Source organism: Arthrobacter sp. MYb227, from assembly GCF_002975435.1.
In the GTDB taxonomy this organism is placed as follows: Bacteria; Actinomycetota; Actinomycetes; order Actinomycetales; family Micrococcaceae; genus Paeniglutamicibacter.
The window spans coordinates 172,287-190,148 of the sequence record NZ_PCPT01000001.1; the positions used below are offsets into that span (position 1 = coordinate 172,287).

General features: G+C 54.4%; 14 protein-coding genes. 2 read left to right on the top strand and 12 right to left on the bottom strand.

The annotated features are described in order from the left end of the window. Nucleotides 1–2: 2 nt before the first annotated feature. The 10 genes from murD to dinB all read right to left on the bottom strand — a co-directional run bounded on the left by murD (nucleotide 3) and on the right by dinB (nucleotide 12,842). Entirely contained in the window at nucleotides 3–1,535 is a 1,533-nt protein-coding gene (gene murD / locus CQ018_RS00830; RefSeq protein WP_105548088.1) for a UDP-N-acetylmuramoyl-L-alanine--D-glutamate ligase, read from the bottom strand. After that, nucleotides 1,517–2,620, bottom strand: coding sequence for a phospho-N-acetylmuramoyl-pentapeptide-transferase (gene mraY / locus CQ018_RS00835; RefSeq protein ID WP_105548089.1), 1,104 nt, complete (start codon nucleotides 2,618–2,620; stop codon nucleotides 1,517–1,519). Before mraY ends, murD begins: the two co-directional genes overlap by 19 nt. After that, nucleotides 2,617–4,095 carry a UDP-N-acetylmuramoyl-tripeptide--D-alanyl-D-alanine ligase gene (gene murF, locus CQ018_RS00840; RefSeq protein WP_105548090.1) on the bottom strand — a complete coding sequence of 493 codons (1,479 nt, stop codon included), beginning with the start codon at nucleotides 4,093–4,095 and terminating at the stop codon, nucleotides 2,617–2,619. Before murF ends, mraY begins: the two co-directional genes overlap by 4 nt. Nucleotides 4,096–4,108: 13 nt before the next feature. Continuing rightward, on the bottom strand, nucleotides 4,109–5,737 hold the full coding sequence (locus CQ018_RS00845) for a UDP-N-acetylmuramoyl-L-alanyl-D-glutamate--2,6-diaminopimelate ligase (RefSeq protein WP_105548091.1): 1,629 nt from the start codon (nucleotides 5,735–5,737) through the stop codon (nucleotides 4,109–4,111). Next, complete coding sequence (locus CQ018_RS00850; protein WP_105548092.1) at nucleotides 5,737–7,569, bottom strand: penicillin-binding protein 2; 1,833 nt, start codon at nucleotides 7,567–7,569, stop codon at nucleotides 5,737–5,739. The genes CQ018_RS00845 and CQ018_RS00850 overlap by 1 nt, the downstream gene beginning before the upstream one ends. Nucleotides 7,570–7,635: 66 nt before the next feature. Then, the gene (locus CQ018_RS00855) at nucleotides 7,636–8,376 is read right to left on the bottom strand and encodes a septum formation initiator family protein (RefSeq protein ID WP_146111785.1); all 741 of its coding nucleotides are present in this window, start codon (nucleotides 8,374–8,376) and stop codon (nucleotides 7,636–7,638) included. A gap of 4 nt (nucleotides 8,377–8,380) precedes the next feature. Next, nucleotides 8,381–9,376 carry a 16S rRNA (cytosine(1402)-N(4))-methyltransferase RsmH gene (rsmH, locus tag CQ018_RS00860; protein ID WP_181149676.1) on the bottom strand — a complete coding sequence of 332 codons (996 nt, stop codon included), beginning with the start codon at nucleotides 9,374–9,376 and terminating at the stop codon, nucleotides 8,381–8,383. 168 nt (nucleotides 9,377–9,544) lie between these two features. Beyond that, nucleotides 9,545–9,973 carry a division/cell wall cluster transcriptional repressor MraZ gene (mraZ, locus tag CQ018_RS00865; protein WP_105548095.1) on the bottom strand — a complete coding sequence of 143 codons (429 nt, stop codon included), beginning with the start codon at nucleotides 9,971–9,973 and terminating at the stop codon, nucleotides 9,545–9,547. Between the two features lie 1,114 nt (nucleotides 9,974–11,087). Next, a complete protein-coding gene (locus tag CQ018_RS00875; protein WP_105548097.1) occupies nucleotides 11,088–11,462 on the bottom strand; it encodes a DUF3040 domain-containing protein in 375 nt (124 codons plus the stop codon). Nucleotides 11,463–11,651: 189 nt separating this feature from the next. Then, nucleotides 11,652–12,842 carry a DNA polymerase IV gene (gene dinB / locus CQ018_RS00880; RefSeq protein ID WP_105548098.1) on the bottom strand — a complete coding sequence of 397 codons (1,191 nt, stop codon included), beginning with the start codon at nucleotides 12,840–12,842 and terminating at the stop codon, nucleotides 11,652–11,654. A 101-nt stretch (nucleotides 12,843–12,943) separates the two neighbouring features. Here dinB and CQ018_RS00885 point away from each other — a divergent pair, with 101 nt between their 5' ends. Continuing rightward, nucleotides 12,944–14,050: a polyprenyl synthetase family protein gene (locus CQ018_RS00885; protein WP_105548649.1), complete on the top strand. Its 1,107-nt coding sequence runs from the start codon at nucleotides 12,944–12,946 to the stop codon at nucleotides 14,048–14,050. A gap of 99 nt (nucleotides 14,051–14,149) precedes the next feature. Here the strand turns inward: CQ018_RS00885 and CQ018_RS00890 are convergent, their stop codons facing one another. Then, a complete protein-coding gene (locus CQ018_RS00890; protein ID WP_105548650.1) occupies nucleotides 14,150–14,503 on the bottom strand; it encodes an Rv2175c family DNA-binding protein in 354 nt (117 codons plus the stop codon). A gap of 203 nt (nucleotides 14,504–14,706) precedes the next feature. Here CQ018_RS00890 and CQ018_RS00895 point away from each other — a divergent pair, with 203 nt between their 5' ends. Then, nucleotides 14,707–16,278, top strand: coding sequence for a lytic transglycosylase domain-containing protein (locus CQ018_RS00895; RefSeq protein ID WP_105548099.1), 1,572 nt, complete (start codon nucleotides 14,707–14,709; stop codon nucleotides 16,276–16,278). A gap of 110 nt (nucleotides 16,279–16,388) precedes the next feature. On the opposite strand, the gene CQ018_RS00900 is transcribed toward CQ018_RS00895, so the two are convergent. Next, nucleotides 16,389–17,861: a sensor histidine kinase gene (locus CQ018_RS00900; protein WP_105548100.1), complete on the bottom strand. Its 1,473-nt coding sequence runs from the start codon at nucleotides 17,859–17,861 to the stop codon at nucleotides 16,389–16,391. Nucleotide 17,862 lies beyond the last annotated feature (1 nt).

The following is a 17,862-nucleotide window of genomic DNA, read 5'->3' on the forward strand; positions in this document are numbered from 1 at the left end:
AGTTACTTGGTGTCTTCTCCCATGAGCGCGCGTACCGCTTCAATGAAGGCGTTTCCGCGCTGCGCATAGGATGAGAACTGGTCCATCGATGCCGCGGCCGGGGCCATGAGGACTGTGTCTCCGGCCTCGGCTACCTCGGCTGCGCGATTAACCGCTTCGGACATCACTGCCCAACCGTGTGCGGACCTTGATATTTCGTCTCCAGTTTCGCGCACTTGGGTCCGGATAATAGGAACCTTTGGTGCGTGTCGCTCTAGCGCTTGAACAAGCTTTGAAGTATCGGTTCCAATCAAGACAACTGCCCTGAGTCGGTGTGCATGAGCCGAGACGATTTCGTTGTAATCAACACCCTTTGAGAGGCCTCCAGCAATCCACACCACAGAGCCGAATGCACCAAGTGAAGCATTTGCCGCGTGCGGGTTTGTTGCCTTTGAATCGTTGATCCACAAAATGTCATCGCGACGAGCCACTGCCTGAATACGGTGGTCTCCCGCGTCAAAATTAGCAAGACCGCGGGCAACGGCCTGCGGCTCAACACCATAGGCACGAGCCAAGGCTGCGGCAGCAGCGGCGTTAGATGCAGTATGACGAGGTACTACTTCACCGATTTGGTCCAAGGCGATCAGTTCGGCAGCGGAGTTCCTACGGTCTTCGATGAAGGCCCGATCAACTAGCAGGTCCTCGACCAGCCCAACCATGCTCAGCCCGGGAACCCCGGTGGTGAAACCAATGGCCCGGCAGCCGTCAATAACGTCAGCGTTTTCAACCATTTCTTCGATCTCCCGCGCATCTGCATTGTAGATTGCAGCCACCCGGGTGCGCTCGTAGATCTTAGCTTTATCGGCCTTGTAGTTCTCGAATCCACCGTGCCAGTCGACGTGGTCTTCGGCGATATTCAGCACCACCGAGGCCAACGGGGAAATCGTGTGGGTAAAGTGCAGCTGGAATGAGGAAAGCTCCAAGGCTATGACGTCGAACCCTTCGGGGTCACGAATTGCGTCAAGGATTGGTGTGCCAACGTTCCCCGCGGCAATGGCGCGTAGTCCTGCTGCCCTAAAAATAGATTCCGTCATGCTCACAGTGGTGGTCTTACCGTTGGTTCCGGTAATCACTACCCATTCGGCGAGCTTGCGTCCCTCCTTGGCACGGACACGCCAGGCAAGTTCAACATCTCCCCAGATTTCAATGCCAGCTTCTGCCGCGGCAGCGAGCATCGGTTGACGTGGGTTCCAACCGGGGGAAGCAATCACTAGTTGTGGCGCTTCGCCGTTGATCAGTGGCAATTCGTCGGTATGTGCTGTGCCGAGTAGTACATCAACTGCACCGACGATCTTCAAGGTGTCAGCGCGCGAAACATTTACATCCGAATCGGAACCATCGACAACTATTACCTGCGCGCCGAGCTCAATGAGCGTGTCGGCTGCCGAGAACCCCGAAAGTCCAAGGCCCGCTACAACTACTCGCAGATCCTTCCACGCAGCGTCCCAGCTGGTGAGGTGATCAAGGTTTGTATGTGTCAAAGTCCAACTACCCATTCAGAATAGAAAATACCAAGGCCGGCAGCTACGAAGAGACCACCCAAAATCCAGAAACGAACCACTACCTTCTCTTCGGCCCAGCCGGAGAGTTCAAAGTGGTGCTGCAGTGGTGCCATCTTAAAGACTCGTTTACCGCCGCTGAGTTTGAAGAACCCCACTTGGATGATCACCGAAAGTGAGATCATAACGAATAGACCGGCCAGGACGATGAGCAGAATCTGTGTGCGCGACAGAATGGCAAAGGCGGCAATCGCACCACCGATGGCCAACGAGCCGGTATCACCCATGAAGATCTTCGCGGGCTTGGCATTCCACCACAGGAACCCGATGAGGGCACCGCAGAGGATTGCGCCAAGCAAGGCCATATCCATCGAGTCCCGGACCGTGTAGCAGACGTTTCCGGAGGTCGGCAGGCCACAGGCCTGGTTGGTCTGCCAAATGCCAATGAGCGTATACGCGCCAAAGACCATGATTGAAGCGCCAGCTGCCAAACCATCAAGACCATCGGTGAGATTCACGCCGTTCGTCGTGGCGGTGACAATCAGGTTTGACCACAGAACAAACAGGATCAGCCCCACTATTGGTCCCGCGAACGCGAGGTTGATGTTTGTATCACGCAGGAAAGAAATCGCGGTGGAGGCGGGGGTTAGACCATGTTCGTTGGGGAACCCCAAGGCGAGAACGGCGAATCCGATGCCAACGGCACCTTGAAGCGCAATCTTCTCCCACGCGCGCAACCCAAGGGATCTTTTCTTGGCGATCTTTATGAAGTCATCAAGAAATCCGACTAGGCCCATACCGGCAAAGAGCAATAGTACAAGTAATCCGGAGGCGGTTACTCCGGCGGTAGCCCTTCCGGTGAGGGTCAGCAATCCGTGTGTGATGAAATAGCTGAGTATCACCGCACCGATTACCACCACACCGCCCATGGTTGGAGTACCGGATTTAACAGCATGGCTTGTTGGCCCGTCATCACGGACCACTTGACCGTACTGCTTTGCGGTGATCAAACGTATGAATAGCGGCATGGCCGCCATGGTAACGACCAGGGAAATGCCTGCTCCGAGGATGAGTGCAATCACTGCCCCAATCCCTCCTTTGCGGTGCTGGCACCGTTGTTGGTTGCTGCAATCCGGTCGCCAAGATGACGCAGTCCGGATCCGTTTGAGGACTTGAAAAGCACAATATCCCCGGGAAGTAGTTCGTCGTTCAAGATCCGTGCCGCGGCAGTGGCATCGGCAGCATAGTAGGCTTCATCGCCCCAGCTGCCTTCGAGTACCGCCGAGTTGTAGGCTGCCTTCGCGCCTAAGCCAACGACAAGCAACTTCTTAATGTTCATGCGCACCGCTACACGGCCCAAAAGATCGTGCTCGTGGATTGAGTCGGAGCCCAGTTCAAGCATTTCTCCCAGCACGGCCCAGGTACGTCGGGCATTACCTTGTGCATCGGGCAGTCCCAGCTCGGCGAGGGTGACAAGAGCTGCACGCATTGAGTCGGGGTTTGCATTGTAAGCATCGTTGATGATGCTCACCCCGTCGGCGCGCTCCGTACGTTCCATACGCCACCTGCTGGCCGGCCCCAGTCCCTGCAGGGTGGTGGCAATAGTTTCTCCACTGACCCCGAGGTGTTCGGCGACGGTTGCCGCGGCAAGAATATTGGTGACGTGGTGTCGGCCTATCAGCCCGGAGACCACGTGGTGTTCGGAGCCATCATTGAGGACAAGAGTGAACTCTGGGTGACCATTCGCATCGATCTCAAGTTCACGTGCCCAGACACCCGGTGTTTCGGTGGTGCTATTGCGTTGTACCCCAAATTCACGAACCGGCGCAGTTGTCCTGCTGGACATGGCAGCAACCATGGTGTCGTCGCGGTTCAGCACCGCAAGGCCTGTAGCCGGTAGCGCTTCAACCATTTCACCCTTGGCGATTGCAATGTTTTCCACGCCGCCGAATTCTCCGGCGTGTGCCGAACCGACACCCAACACGACTCCGATTTCTGGATGAACCATATCGGTGAGGTAGGTGATGTGACCGATACCAGTGGCCCCCATTTCTACAATGAGGAATTTGGTATCTTCGGTTGCCCGGAAAATCGTCAGGGGGACGCCAACTTCGCCGTTGTATGAACCAATCGGTGCGATAGTTGCCCCGATTCTGGCCAGCAATGAGGCGAGAAGGTCTTTAGTTGTGGTTTTACCTGCGGAGCCGGTGATCCCAATGACCCGCGTCCCGTTTCGTTCCTTGAGTTCGGCCACCATCCAAGCTGCTATTTGCCCCATGGCAATTACTGCATCGGGAACAATAATGGCTGGGTGCACCGAACCGTCGGGGGCTTGGGTTTCACGCTCGGCAAGGGCAAGGCTAGCCCCATGCTCCATCGCGCTTTGCACAAAGTGGTGCCCATCTGAGGTTTCACCCGGCTTGGCGACAAAGAGCCATCCGTTCTTGGACTCCCGAGAGTCGGTGGTGACCCCGAGGACCAATTGGTCGGCTCGAGCCGTGGCTGTGAGGCGCCCGCCCGTAATATCGGCGATTTTGGCGGTAAGAAGATCAATCATGACAGGTAGGACTTTACCCTTTATCCTTGGCGTCGAAGGAATCCACGCCGTGCTTCGACGGACTAAAACCGTTCAGTAATAAGGCTTGGCGTAGCTCCGTGCGGTCATCTAATTCAAGGTTGACACCCATAACCTCTTGAAAAACTTCGTGCCCCCGGCCGGCTACCAGGATGGTGTCATCTTCGGTGGCCATTGCTACCGCGGCAGCAATCGCATCAGCGCGAGGGAATACTTCAAAAACTTCGCTGTTTAGCGTCTTGGCGGCGATTTCAGCGTGTGCGCCAGCTAGTAGTGCGGCACGGATCGGGGCCGGATCTTCGGAATGTGGATCATCATCGGTAATGATCACCACATCGGCATGTGACGCGGCAACGGCTCCCATGATGGGCCGTTTGGTGGCATCCCGCTCCCCCGTGGCACCAAAGACGACGATGACTTTAGAACCCTGAACCGGGGAACGAACCGAGTCTAGGGCACGGGCCAAGGCATCCGCGTTGTGGGCAAAATCAACTATTGCAGCAGGTTTTTCGCTGATTACCTGCATACGCCCCGGAACCTCGACGGTTAGTGGGTCATGCGTATCAAGTGCGTGCTGCAGCATTTCCAAGGGTACTCCTGATGCCAAAACCATCAGGGCAGCAAGCGCGGCATTAGAAACGTTAAAGTCTCCGGGTAGTCCTGTCACCATGGAAAGAACTTCTTGATCCGGGCCTTGCAAATCAAATCCGTGGCCAAGCCCATGGGGCACCACATTCGTGATTCGCCATTGGGCTGCCGAATTCGTCTCCTCCGAGGCTAAGGTCCAGACATGAGCTGTCGCTTGCTCGGCCATGGCCTTACCCCAGGGATCATCGATGGTGATCACGGCCCGGTCCGAACGTTCAAGATCAAAAAGCGCGGCCTTGGTCTGGAAATATTCTTCCATTGATCCATGGAGGTCAAGGTGGTCTTGGGTCAGATTAGTAAACCCGGATACAGCAAACCGAAGTCCATCGACTCTTTTGTAGGACAGGGAATGCGAGGAAACCTCCATCGCGGCGGTGTCCACTCCCATTTCACCCATGCGAGCCATCAGGCCGTGTAGTTGAGGTGCCTCGGGTGTCGTGAGGATGCTGGGGATCGGTGTGTGTCCCGCAGCAATTTCAATGGTTCCTACGAGGCCGGTTTCCCGTCCCAAGGCGCGCAAAATTGAGCGGATCATATAAGTAGTGGTGGTTTTGCCGTTGGTTCCGGTCAGCGCAAAAAGTTCCGGACATTTTTCATCGGTGCCATAAATGATCGCTGAGAGCTCTCCAATGACCTCACGTACGTCTTCCACCAGCAGCAGCGACATCCCTAGCGATGAAGCTACCGCTTCGCCCTCCATATCCGTGAGGATTGCGGCGGCACCGGCTTCACGTGCAGACTCAGCAAACTGAACTCCATGAAACTTAGCACCTGGAGCCGCGATGTAGAGATCGCCCGGGAGTATAGCCCGCGAATCAAGACAGATGCCCGTGATCTTTTGCTGGGGGTCCCCAATGATATTCGCGCCGCGTCCTGTTTCATGCAGGTGCTCGAGCAGGATGCTCAGTGCTGTGGCTGTCGTGTGTTGCGGGCGAAGCAGCTGTTCTGCCGCGCGAGGGGTGAGGACTTCAGGCATTACCAAGGTTTCTTTTGTTCGGTTCCGATAAACACGTCAAAACCCTGAGGCTTTGAGTTGCTTGGTGGAACGTTGTAGGCGTTGAGCGTTTTGCTCATGACCTCGCTAAAGGTGTCACCAACGCTCCATGTTCTCCACTCGCCCTTGGGGCGGTGCATGGTGACAGTGACAGCGAATTGCGGGTCGTCCAACGGAGCAACACCAGAGAATGAGTTGGTGTGTCCGTCATAGCCACCGGATGGTCCGGCGGCCTGAGCCGTACCGGATTTACCTCCAACTCGATATCCAGACACACCCATCTTAGTGCCGGTTCCTGCAAGAACCACAGTCTCCATCATTCGCAGCATTTCATCGCTTGTTTCCTTGGAAACCACACGCCGCGTTTTTGATTCAGGAGTTTTTTCTTCCGTACCATCCGGGTTGATGTATGAGTCTATGAGCTTGGGCTCGATAAGCATCCCACCGTTGGCAATTGCCTGAGTAATTTGTGAGGTGTGTAATGCGGTTTGGGTATAACCCTGCCCAAACATGATGTTGTATTGCTGGCGGCGCTCCCAATCTTTCGCTGGAGCAAGAATTCCCTTGCTGGCCCCCGAAAGGCCAATGTCGATGACTTCACCAATACCCAAGTTACGCATGTATTTGTAGCGGGTCTCATTGCTCATTTTGCTTCCAATCATCACCGTTCCGGTGTTGTAGGAGCGAGCAAAAATACCAGCAGCGGTCATCTCGTAGGTGTCGTGCTTCAGCGAGTCATTGATGACTTCGTTATTGATCTTGTATTGGTTCGCAACCTTGAACGCGTCAGTTGGCTGAATAACGCCTTCTTCGAGGGCAGCAGCAAACGTTGGGACCTTACCCGTTGAACCTGGCTCAAAGGCTTGCGTCACCGCGGCAGATGTGCGGTACTGGGCATCGGTGGCACTAGGATCATTGGGATCCATTTGGTTTGAGTCACCGATAGCTAGGATCTCGCCGGTCTTGATATTCTGCACAACTACAGAAACCCACTCGGCCTTAAACTGCTGTTGTTTCTTGCGTGCTTCTTCTTGGGCAATGTATTGAATGTTCGTATTTGCCGTGAGTTTGACGCTCTGTCCATCAATTGCAAGTTCTTCGGACATACCAGCCATGGGGATGCGCACACCATCCGCGCCTACTTCGTAGGTTTTAGATCCGGGGGTACCTTTAAGCCGTTTTTCTTGGCTAAGCTCTAATCCTTCGGCACCTTCGAGTGCCGTTTGGTCTTCGGTATTTTTCACAAAACCCAGCAGGGGTCCTGCAATAACTCCGTTGGGGTATTGGCGTTCACTGCGTAGCAGTCCGGTCAGGGTGCGGATTCGCAATTCCATGGCGGCATTGCGAACCTCGGGGGTGACGCCCTTGGCGACAATCGAGTTCGCGTTTGGTTTCGCTCCCGGAGCGCCGACAACTGCGGTACGGACGGTGTCAATATCTTGGCCTAGGATTTCGGCAAGTTCGCCTACCGCTTGTTCAACTGAGACGCTTTCGCCACCTGTTGAGCCATCTAGCTTCTTGCGGCCAATCTTGCGTTCGGGTTCGACCTTGCGCTGATCAATGACCAAGTCATAACGGTCAACGCTAGTAGCTAGGATGCGTCCCTCGGCATCAACGATCTGCCCACGTTTGGGGATCGTCACTTGCTGGCGTGTTCGTTTATCAGACGCTGTTGCGGCAACCGCGGAGGCGTTTAGAGACTGAACAACAAATAACCGTCCGCCGATCACCAACAGGGCGATCAGCGAAAACGCAAGTAAGAATCGCATCCGATTGTGCGATGGTCCGATATTTGTTGGGGATTTTTTCGACATACTGTCCTCAGCTCATACCGGTCGACATCTTGGTGCTCGGGAAAAAGGGGGAAACCCCCGGGACGTTTAGTTGCCCGGGGTTTTCATCTCTGGTGCGGGGATAGTTCCACCGTTTAGCTGCTGCTGAGTAAAGGCTGGACGCCCATCTTCTGCATTCGCGGGGGCAGGCTTCGGACCGGATGGCTCGGATTTCTGCACAGGAGCGGGTTCTACAGTCTTTTCGACAACCGGGGCTTTAGCCTCTGCTTTAGCCTTGGGCTTTGGTGTATTCGCCTTAGCTACTTCGTTGGCAGGCTTTACCGGTGCATCAAGAATTCCGGAAGCCTTTTCTCCTTTTTCCGGTTTCTTGGCCGGTGTTGCCTTGCCGGTGACTTTCCCCGTATCTAGATTCACTGCCGCCGGGGTGCCTGGCTTGACCATACCGAGCTTAGTTGCTTTCTCGGCAATCACCTGCGGCGCTTCTAGATACTGGGCCTGCTGACGCAATGCCTCATTTTCTTGGGTCAGCGCTCTTTCCTGACCCTTGAGACCAACCATTGAGTACTGGCCGTTGGCAATGAAAACGTTGATCAGCAGAACGGCAACCGCGGAAGCCATGATCATCAACAAGATTGTCACCAGCATAGGGAACCGACGCTTGCTGGAGAACGTAGGAACAACTGAAAGCGTTGTACGTCGTTTGGCCGATGACACTTCGGGACGCGAAGCCGGTATGGGCTCCGGAGCATAGCTGAGCGCAGTGGCACCCTGCGTCTGAGGCACGTCAATAGTGCGGGATCGTACGCGGTGGGGTGTCCGGTTGCTCATTTACTCAGTTCCTCTTCAGGATGCGTTCCACGGCTCGCAGCTTCGCAGAAGCTGCACGTGAGTTTTCGGCGATTTCTTGGTCGGTAGGCTTCTCGGTGCCTCGGGTGAGGACCTTGAATTGTGCCTTATGTTCTTCTAGCTCCACAGGGAAACCTGCGGGAGCCGAAGATTTGGAGCCAGTTGCAAAGTGCTTCTTGGTGATCTTGTCTTCCAACGAGTGGTAGCTCATCACTACTACTCGTCCGCCAACATGTAATGCACCCATCGCTGCGGGAATTGCCCGCTCCAAAACATCAAGTTCCTCGTTCACTTCTATGCGAAGTGCTTGGAAGGTGCGCTTGGCGGGGTGCCCCCCGGTTCGCGCGGCTGCTGCTGGAACCACGGCCCGAATCGCTTCCACCAATTCCTCGGTGGTTGAGAAGGGTTTGATCTTCCGCGTTTCCACGATTGAGGAGGCAATACGCCCGGCGAACTTTTCTTCGCCCCAGGCACGAATGATGCGCACCAATTCGGTTTCGCTGTATTCGTTGACAACATCCGCTGCGGTCGGACCGCGCGAGGTGTCCATGCGCATATCAAGTGGTGCATCGTACGAATAGGCAAATCCACGATCACGTTCATCGAGTTGCAACGATGAAACACCTAGGTCGAAGAGGACTCCGTCGATTCCATCAAATCCAAGGTCTTCGACTACATCGGCAATTTCGTCGTAAATTGCATGAACCAAATCAGTACGGTTTGCGTAAGGTTCTAGGCGCGCTCCGGCAAGTGCCAGTGCTTGTTCATCCCGGTCAAGACCGATGAGATGAATGTCCGGGAAGCGCTGTAACAGCGCTTCGGAATGTCCGCCCATACCTAAGGTGCAGTCGACTACAACGGCACGTCCACGTGCAGCAAATCCGGCTTCAATTCCGGGTGCAAGTAGCCCTACACATCGATCAAGCAGTACTGGAACATGGCGTTCAGCGGCGGGTCGCTCTGCGGCTCCGTCAAAACTCACTGCTACCCCTTTCACGTGGGTGTTGTTGATCGGTCTATGGCTGGGATCAGATCCCCCTCCGACCCAAGGTTTAGTTCCGCCTGGCTTCGGGGAAGTGAAGCCAGGATGAACAGCTACCGGGCGGCTGGAGATCTCATCCAAGCCATTGGTTTCATATCGCCTGAGCGACTAGATACCGGGTGTTGCTACATCATCGGTTTCGGAGAAAATACTCTCCTGCTCCTCGAGGTATGTATTCCATGAAGCTGAATCCCAGATTTCGACACGGTTTCCCGCACCAATCACCGTGACTTCACGATCTAATCCCGCGTATGAACGAAGCATTGCAGGAATGGTTACCCTCCCCTGCTTGTCCGGCAATTCATCGGAAGCGCCGGAAAGGAATACACGAGCGTAATCCCGTGCCTGTCGTGAAGAGATTGGCGCCTGGCTCATTTGCTCGTGCTGCTTTTCAAATTCACGGTGACTAAATACGTAGATGCAACGCTCTTGACCTCGAGTTAATACGAGCCCATTTGCTAATTCATCGCGATATTTAGCCGGGAGAATCAACCTTCCCTTCTCATCAAGACGCGGTGTATACGTTCCTAAGAACACACAGGCCGCCTCTCGGTTTGAAGGAGGATCAACTCCATTCCCCTCTATTTCGCTCCACTTTACTCCACAACCCTCCACTGTCAACGAAGCATGGCACGTTTTGCGATGTGAAATGTCTCAAAAACATTGATTTTCCGCGGAAGTTATCGTGGGGCACAAAGTGGAGGGAAAAAGTTTGCCGCCCGCTACTTCGGAATTTACCGGTGATTTAAAACACATCAAAAAGCGGCATAATCCCCGTAAATTCAAGGGTTTCGCGGCTATGACGCACGAGCATGGCGCGAAGTGGAGGGAGTTTTGGAGCAATGTGGAGGGGAAATTTGACCGCATTCATTGGTCGTCTGGCGCTAGAGAAGAGGTCTGTAAATAAAAATTGCGTCGATTGGGCTTACCCGGCGAGTCGGGTTTCTCTACGCACCCGGGCGTGTCGGAACGACACCAAAAGTTCTCAGCAAATTGGCAGGATTTCGCACTAGGGAGCCGCGTTTTAGCTGCTCGTCGAGCGGCAATACTGCATACGAAAAGCAACTCAAGGGTTTTGCGTATGAGGGAAGATGCTTCAGCGTGCTTTGCGTCGCGGTGTTGAGATCACAGCTTGAGATCGAGAATCATGACTTTGGGGCCCGATGAGTCTTGCTCGATGTTTTACGGGACTCTCGGAGATCAGCACGCCTCGAGCAGTAACTTTTCCTACGGCTTCAAGGCCCAGCGCAGTGCCTCAGTGTTTCCCACTCAGGATGCCGGGCGAGTGCCTCATACCTGGCACGCTCTGTGGTCACAGAATGGAGAGAATTCAACGAACAACTTTTTTGGGCAACGCAAAACGATGAGAAGTTCTCAATCTATGGTTGCCTCATCCAGTTTCTCAACTAATAAACATGGTCTCAGGTCCAGATGTTACCGGAGACATTGCCTACTTCTTACCGAAACGCTGGAGCTCTGGAGCTCTGGAGCTCTGGAGGGGATCGTGCAATTCTTGGAACAGAGCTCTCTGCTCTGGAAATTACGCTTCACTGATTAACGAGCGTAAGGCCCCGCAAGTTGCGGAGCCTTAGCAAATTCTCTTATTCAGTTTTACGGAAGCCTTGCTGCCCCGGGGCACCGCTGGGTCGCCTCAAGGACCCTGCTCATCACGCTTACGCTGTTCCCACTTGCTTTCCAGATCACTCATGAATCCAGATTTCTGTGGCGATTTCACGCCTTCTGGGGAACGTACCGCACGTGAGCGGCCCTTGCGAGACAGCGCAAGATAGACACCGCCAAACATTACGATGAACCCCAAAACACCGACAATGATTAGTTGGCTCGAAATGCCTGCAATCAAGATCCCGATGCCGACGATTCCGATCAACGCACCCAACGCTAGGTTTCGCGTTGAGTAGTTTCCGGCGTTAGACACCGTCTTCATTGTCGAGGCGAAGCGATGGTCCTCATGTAGCTGCTTTTCAAGCTGCTCCAGAAGACGTTGCTCATGCTCGGAAAGTGGCATCGTCTCTTCCCTTTCACTACACGGTCATGGCTCTCGCCCTTACCTAATGGAACGAACTACATCTTCACAATGTTCCCGGTCTTGTCGGCCGGTTGGTTCTATTTCAAGAATAGTCCCGAAACTTGTTAATAAGGTAGTCAGGATTCATCTCACAGCTCACTTATGGGTACCAATATGCAGTATAAGAATTTATTGCTCGGTTTCACCGTGAAGCGGCTCCAGTAATGACGCCGGCCGAAGAGCACTTGCTGGAAATTTGGATCGGATCAAATCCATTGTTGCTTCGGCTTGTCTCCAATGCTCGTCTTGAGGATCAATGCTCAACTGCATTCCCATACCCACGTCCCTGAGCTTTTCGGCGCGTACCCCCACTAATCGTATGGGCATTGGACGCGAACCAAGCTTGTCCAACAAACTCTCAGCTACCGCCGCAATCTCGCCTGCGGCATTGCTGGGCATTGGCAAAGTTCGACTGCGTGAGAGCGTTGAAAAGTCTTCATAGCGCAGCTTCAAGGCAATAGTTGAGGCTTCCTTGCCTGCCTCACGGAGCCGGAATGCAACCCTATGCGAAAGTCTTAGAATCTCTCGTTTCACAATCGCGTCATCATGCACATCAAGGGCAAACGTTTCTTCGGCCCCAATACTTTTCTCCTCCCGTGTAGTTTGGATTTCACGCTCATCCTTGCCCCACGCCAGCTCAAAGAGATGAGTACCTGTAGCGCCCAGCCGCTTGCTCAGAAGTTTCTGTGGAGTTTGGGCCAGCTGCGCGACGGTTGAAATTCCCATTTCTTTGAGGGTTGCTGCCGTTTTAGCGCCAACTCCCCACAATGCGTTGACTGGCAAAGAATGTAAATATTCAAGAGTTTGGTGTGGGTAGATGACAAGCATTCCATCTGGCTTCGCTCCCGTGGAGGCAACTTTTGCAACAAATTTGCTACTGGCGATTCCCACACTTGCCGGCAGCCCCAATTCATTTCTTAGCCGTGAGCGGATCAATTCCCCAATGGCTTCAGGGGTTCCCAGCCGCCGCATACTGCCCGTGACATCCAAGAACGCTTCATCGACGCTTAACTGCTCAACCAACGGAGTGATTTGAAAAAATATCTCCATGATTTTCGCCGAATACTTGGAATACAGCCCATGTGTCGGTTCAATGATCGTTGCCCGCGGAGCCAATCTAACCGCTTGGCTCATAGGCATTGCAGATTTCACACCCTTGGCCCTGCACTCATAGGAAGCTGAAAGTACTACCGATCGGTCTCCGAGATGGCCAACTATCACTTCTTTTCCAACGAGTTCGGGACGGGTGAGCAACTCAACGGATACGAAGAAGGCATCCATGTCCACATGCAGTATTGCCCGCACTCGTCGTTGTTCCATACTGATGAGTCTAGTGATGGGCACCGACACTGCTAAAGGTTTGCCGCATGCGTACTAGAGTTAAGGACAAACGACCTTGTGAAATCCATGGGATGGGAAACATGACTTTTTTTGCTGCGGACACCTTCGACCCGGAGCAGGCTCGGGTATTTTCCGCAGACTTCTCCGAACGCATCGAAGCGCGTCTGACCTCGTTCCTTGCCGAACAGCACGCCATTATCTCAAATATTGCCCCTGCAGCAGGTGAAATTGTCTCAGCCATTAGCGATCTAACTCGCGGAGGCAAGCGACTTCGTCCCCTCTTTGCCTTTTGGGGTTTTGTAGGTGCTGGTGGAGATCCAAGCGATGAACGCATTATCCAGGCAGGGGCCGCTCTTGAACTATTCCAAGCCGCTGCCTTGATCCACGATGATCTGATTGATAGGTCAGATACACGTCGTGGACAGCCAAGCGTGCACCGTCGCTTTGAATCATTACACCGGGCCTCGGGCTGGCATCGTGATGCGCCCCGTTTTGGTGAGGCTGCATCGATCTTGGCTGGAGACTTGTGCCTGTCCCTCAGCGAACAGCTTTTTGGGACAATTTCTCCTGCTGTGCCGCGCGCCCGGGCAATCTTTGACACTATGCGGGCTCAGGTTATGGCTGGACAATATCTTGATGTCCTCGAGGAATCGGCTGGCCCTAGCTATGGACCGGTCGAGGCGGTTAAACGTGCACGCACCATCGTGCGGTATAAGTCGGCAAAGTACTCAACTGAAAATCCAACGCTTTTGGGTGGGGCCTTGGCCGGGGCCTCGGAGGACTTACTGGAACAGTACTCCCACTTTGCGCTACCCCTGGGAGAAGCATTCCAGCTCCGCGATGATGTCCTGGGTGTTTTTGGGGACCCGGAGGTTACCGGGAAGCCGGCAGGAGATGATCTGCGCGAAGGTAAGCGCACGGAGATCATCGCTCACGCGCTGACCTTGGCTTCGGAAACGGACCAAGCATTTATTCAGGAACGTCTAGGTGCGGAAGATCTCAGCGATACGGAGGTGGCCCGGATGCGTGACTTACTTGAATCGTGCGGAGCTCTGGCAGCAACCGAAGAATCAATAGCGCAGCTTTCGGAACAAGGATTCGACGCGCTAGAAAAGCTCAAGGTCTCCCCCACAGCTAGAGACGCACTGCGCACCCTAGGTCTTGCAGCAATTCGCCGTACGTCTTAGTCGAGGTCGGGTATAGGTAAAGGCAGTATGCGAAGTGACGCATACTGCCTTTACCTATACCCGTTGATTCACGTCAAGGTGGAGATAACTACGATTTGGCTACCAGCTCAGTGCCTGGGCACGACGGCGGATTTCGGTTTTGCGGCCTGCACGCAGGGCCGCCATTGGAGTTCCCGGCAGGGACTCGTCTGCGGTGAAGAGCCAGACAAGAAGTTCTTCATCCTCAAATCCAGAGTCTTTAAGTACCGAGATGGTTCCTTTCAGGCTCTCTACGAGTTGTCCGTCAAGGACAAAATCAGCTGGCACTGAGCGGATGTTTCGCGCACCTACGCGAACGGCAAGTACCGACCGTTCGTCAAGGAGGCTGTGCACCTTTTTGATGGAAACATCCAGCGCTTCGGCCAAATCGGGCAGGGGCAGCCAGTCGGCTACAAGATTTTCAATATTGCTCACCAAACCAGCGTGCCACATCCAACACGACATATGGACACAAATGAAAGATTTTTGCATGGGATCTTTCACAAATTTCGGCCTTTGGTGTAAATTCACATTAGTCACACTCGCAACATGAGTCACATGAACCACATGGGAAACTCCTATGAGGGGTTCAAACGACTAAACGATTCGCCCGAGTTCCCATCAAAAAGGATCGCTTAATGTCCCTTGCACACAATCCGCGTTTCAAGGCGCTTGGCAGTGTTGTAGCTACCGCTGCCATTCCAGCTGTTGTTCTCGGCTCCCTAGCTACACCGGCGCAGGCAGCACCTATCGCTCCCGCACGCGATGCGTTGACCCCCAAGATTGCAACGCCTTCGATGGTCAAGGCCGCCGAAGCCCGCATTGCAGCACACTTAGTCGCCGCCCATGTCCCCACAACCCTCACCCCTGCAACGGCCAAGAAGACCGGCACCGAAACGGTGCGTGAGAACGATACGTTGTCTCATATCAAGGTCCGCACCGGGGTTTCTGTTGCAGATCTCAAACGATTCAACGGGCTGTCTTCCGATCACATCGTTCCGGGTCAGGTCCTCAAGCTCTCCGGTGCCGCCGCGGCACCGGTGAAATCCGGTAACACGGCCAAGGCACCAGCCAAGGCTGTCGCCACACGGAGCTATAAGATCCAGTTCGGCGACACCGTCAAGAGCATCGCAACAAAACTTGGAGTCGAGGTCTCGGAGGTACGCCGCGCTGCGGGTAACCCGGTCAACGATTTCATTTTTGCCGGCCGCACATTGCGCATCGGTTCCGGTGCTGCTTCCACGTCAAACGTGGCTGCCAAACCTTCAACAGGTTCCCGTGCCACCACTTCATCCACGCATACGGTTCGCGAAGGTGAAAACCCTTCGGTTATTGCGAGCCGTTACGGAATGAAGCTCAGCGCATTTATGTCGCTGAACAGTCTTCAGTCCGGTTCGATTATCCGTCCCGGCCAGGTACTTAAGACCTCCGGCACGGCTTCTGCTGCCCAGTCATCCAAGAGCGCAGCGTCCGCTGCCAAGACTCCTGCAGCTAAGGCACCTGTGGCCAAGGCTCCGGCCGCGCGACAGAGTACCTACACAATCGTGGACGGCGATACCTTGATCGGGATCGGCATCAAGACCGGGACCGCAGTAAACACCTTGTTGAAGCTGAATAATCTCAGCTACTCCAGCACGTTGCGGATTGGCAAGACGCTTAAGACTTCCGGTACCGCAGCTCCATCAAGCACCAGCAAGTCGACTGTTAATCCGAGTTCCAGCAAGCCGCTTGTGGGAAACACATTCTTGGGTCGTACGTATTCCTCCGGCACAGTAAGTTCAGCAAATGCCAATAAGCAGGCGTTGCTTTCGACCAAGCAGCCTTCCCGTGCTCAGATGCAGTCAATGGTCTCGCGCACGGCCGCGCAAATGGGTGTTGAACCATCCTTAGCGCTGGCACACGCCTTCCAGGAATCAAGCTTTGACATGGCCTCGGTCTCCCCAGCAAATGCTGTGGGCGTCATGCAGGTCATCCCCTCTGCGGGGCAATGGGCCGAGACCTTGGTTGGACGCAAACTCAATCTCCTTGATCCACAGGACAATGTGACTGCCGGTGTGGCAATCATCCGCCATCACCAGCGCAACAGCTCCAGCAAGGAAATCGGTATTGCCGCCTACTACCAGGGCGCATCGGGTGTGAAGAAGTACGGAATGTACCCTGACACCAAGCGCTACGTGGCAAACATTACCGCGTTGCAAAACCGCTTCTAGATTCCGAAAGAAACACAAATAGTGCAGCGGCTGCCACAATTTCAATTGTGGTAGCCGCTGCACTATTTATTTTGGCTATCTCATAGCCAGTGAAAATATTCTCTTGTCCGCTAGCGCCTTGCAACTACCGGTAATTCGATAATCACCCGGGTTCCTTCGGGAGCACGATTTTCCCAACGAATATTTCCGCTCAGCTCGCTGGTCACTAAGGTCCGCACAATTTGTAGTCCCAGACCTTCTTGGCGTGGCTCCGGTGGCAGCCCAACCCCGTCATCACAAATCGTCACCCGCACAAATTCTTCACCCAGCGGATCCCGATAGCGTGTGGCATCCAAGGAGACTGTACCGTCACGGTCCTCCAAGCCGTGTTCTACGGCATTAGTCACCAATTCGTTGATGACCAGTGACAGAGGCGTTGCTAGCTCGGCAGGCAGGGAACCAAAGGCTCCTGTGCGTTCGGTGTTTACCTTCTGGCCCGGTGAAGCAATTTCTACGATCATTCTGAACTGACGGTCAATCAATTCATCGAAATCAACGCTCTCGCTCAAGCCTTGGGACAAGGTTTCATGCACAGCCGCAATTGTTGCAACCCTGCGCATGGCCTGGTCTAGGCCTTGACGGCCTTCCTCGGATTTCATCCTGCGCGATTGCATCCGCAAAAGTGCCGCTACAGTCTGCAGATTGTTCTTCACTCGGTGGTGAATTTCTCGAATTGTCGCGTCCTTGGAGACCAATTCTTTTTCACGTCGTCGAAGTTCGGAAACATCGCGGCACAGTACTAGTGCCCCATAGCGCTTTTTAGCATCTCGCAGCGGAATGGCACGCAATGAGAGTGTGACGCCCATCGATTCAATTTCCGTGCGCCACGGCATTTTTCCGGAAACCACAAGCGGCAATGATTCATCGATCAGCCGGCGATCCTTGACCAGGTCCATTGTCACCTCGGACAATGACCGGCTTTCAAGCGTTGCAGCGGCACCAAGTCTGCGATATGCGGAAACCGCGTTGGGGCTGGCAAATTGCACAATGCCCTCGGCATCGAGACGAATAAATCCATCGCCCACGCGGGGCGCTCCGCGCCGTGATCCGGTGGGGGTAGCAAAATCCGGCCACAGTCCCGTGGTGCCCATCTTCAGCAGGTCATCAGCACACTGCTTATAGGTAAGTTCAAGACGCGATGGCATGCGCGAGCTTTGCAGATCAAAGTGCACACTCACCACGGCTAGGGTGCGCCCGTTACGGACCATCGGGACGGTCTCGATGAGCATTGAATGCCCCTCGTGTCCCGTCCCGCGGTCCGAACGCACAATATTTTGGGTCCGCCAAGCCTCATCTACCAGCGATTTGAGGTCTTTGCGAATACGCTCGCCCACGAAATCCGTGTGGAATACCGTGTGCGAGGTGGAGGGTCGTACATGGGCAAGTGCCTTGTACGACCCTTCCGGGACCGGGAACCAAAGCACGAGATCGGCGAAAGCCAGATCCGCGATGAGTTGCCAGTCTCCCACCAACAGGTGGAGCCAATCCTCATCTCCCGGGCCAAAATCGGCAGTTTGACGAATCTGGTCCGTGAAGATGGCCAAG

Excerpts from the sequence above, each read along its gene's own strand:
- CQ018_RS00895 (WP_105548099.1), top strand. The coding sequence starts at position 14,707 with ATGTCCCTTGCACACAATCCGCGTTTCAAGGCGCTTGGCAGTGTTGTA.
- murD (WP_105548088.1), bottom strand. The coding sequence starts at position 1,535 with ATGGGTAGTTGGACTTTGACACATACAAACCTTGATCACCTCACCAGC.
- CQ018_RS00845 (WP_105548091.1), bottom strand. The coding sequence starts at position 5,737 with ATGCCTGAAGTCCTCACCCCTCGCGCGGCAGAACAGCTGCTTCGCCCG.
- CQ018_RS00875 (WP_105548097.1), bottom strand. The coding sequence starts at position 11,462 with ATGCCACTTTCCGAGCATGAGCAACGTCTTCTGGAGCAGCTTGAAAAG.
- CQ018_RS00885 (WP_105548649.1), top strand. The coding sequence starts at position 12,944 with ATGACTTTTTTTGCTGCGGACACCTTCGACCCGGAGCAGGCTCGGGTA.
- CQ018_RS00855 (WP_146111785.1), bottom strand. The coding sequence starts at position 8,376 with ATGAGCAACCGGACACCCCACCGCGTACGATCCCGCACTATTGACGTG.
- CQ018_RS00850 (WP_105548092.1), bottom strand. The coding sequence starts at position 7,569 with ATGTCGAAAAAATCCCCAACAAATATCGGACCATCGCACAATCGGATG.
- dinB (WP_105548098.1), bottom strand. The coding sequence starts at position 12,842 with ATGGAACAACGACGAGTGCGGGCAATACTGCATGTGGACATGGATGCC.
- murF (WP_105548090.1), bottom strand. The coding sequence starts at position 4,095 with ATGATTGATCTTCTTACCGCCAAAATCGCCGATATTACGGGCGGGCGC.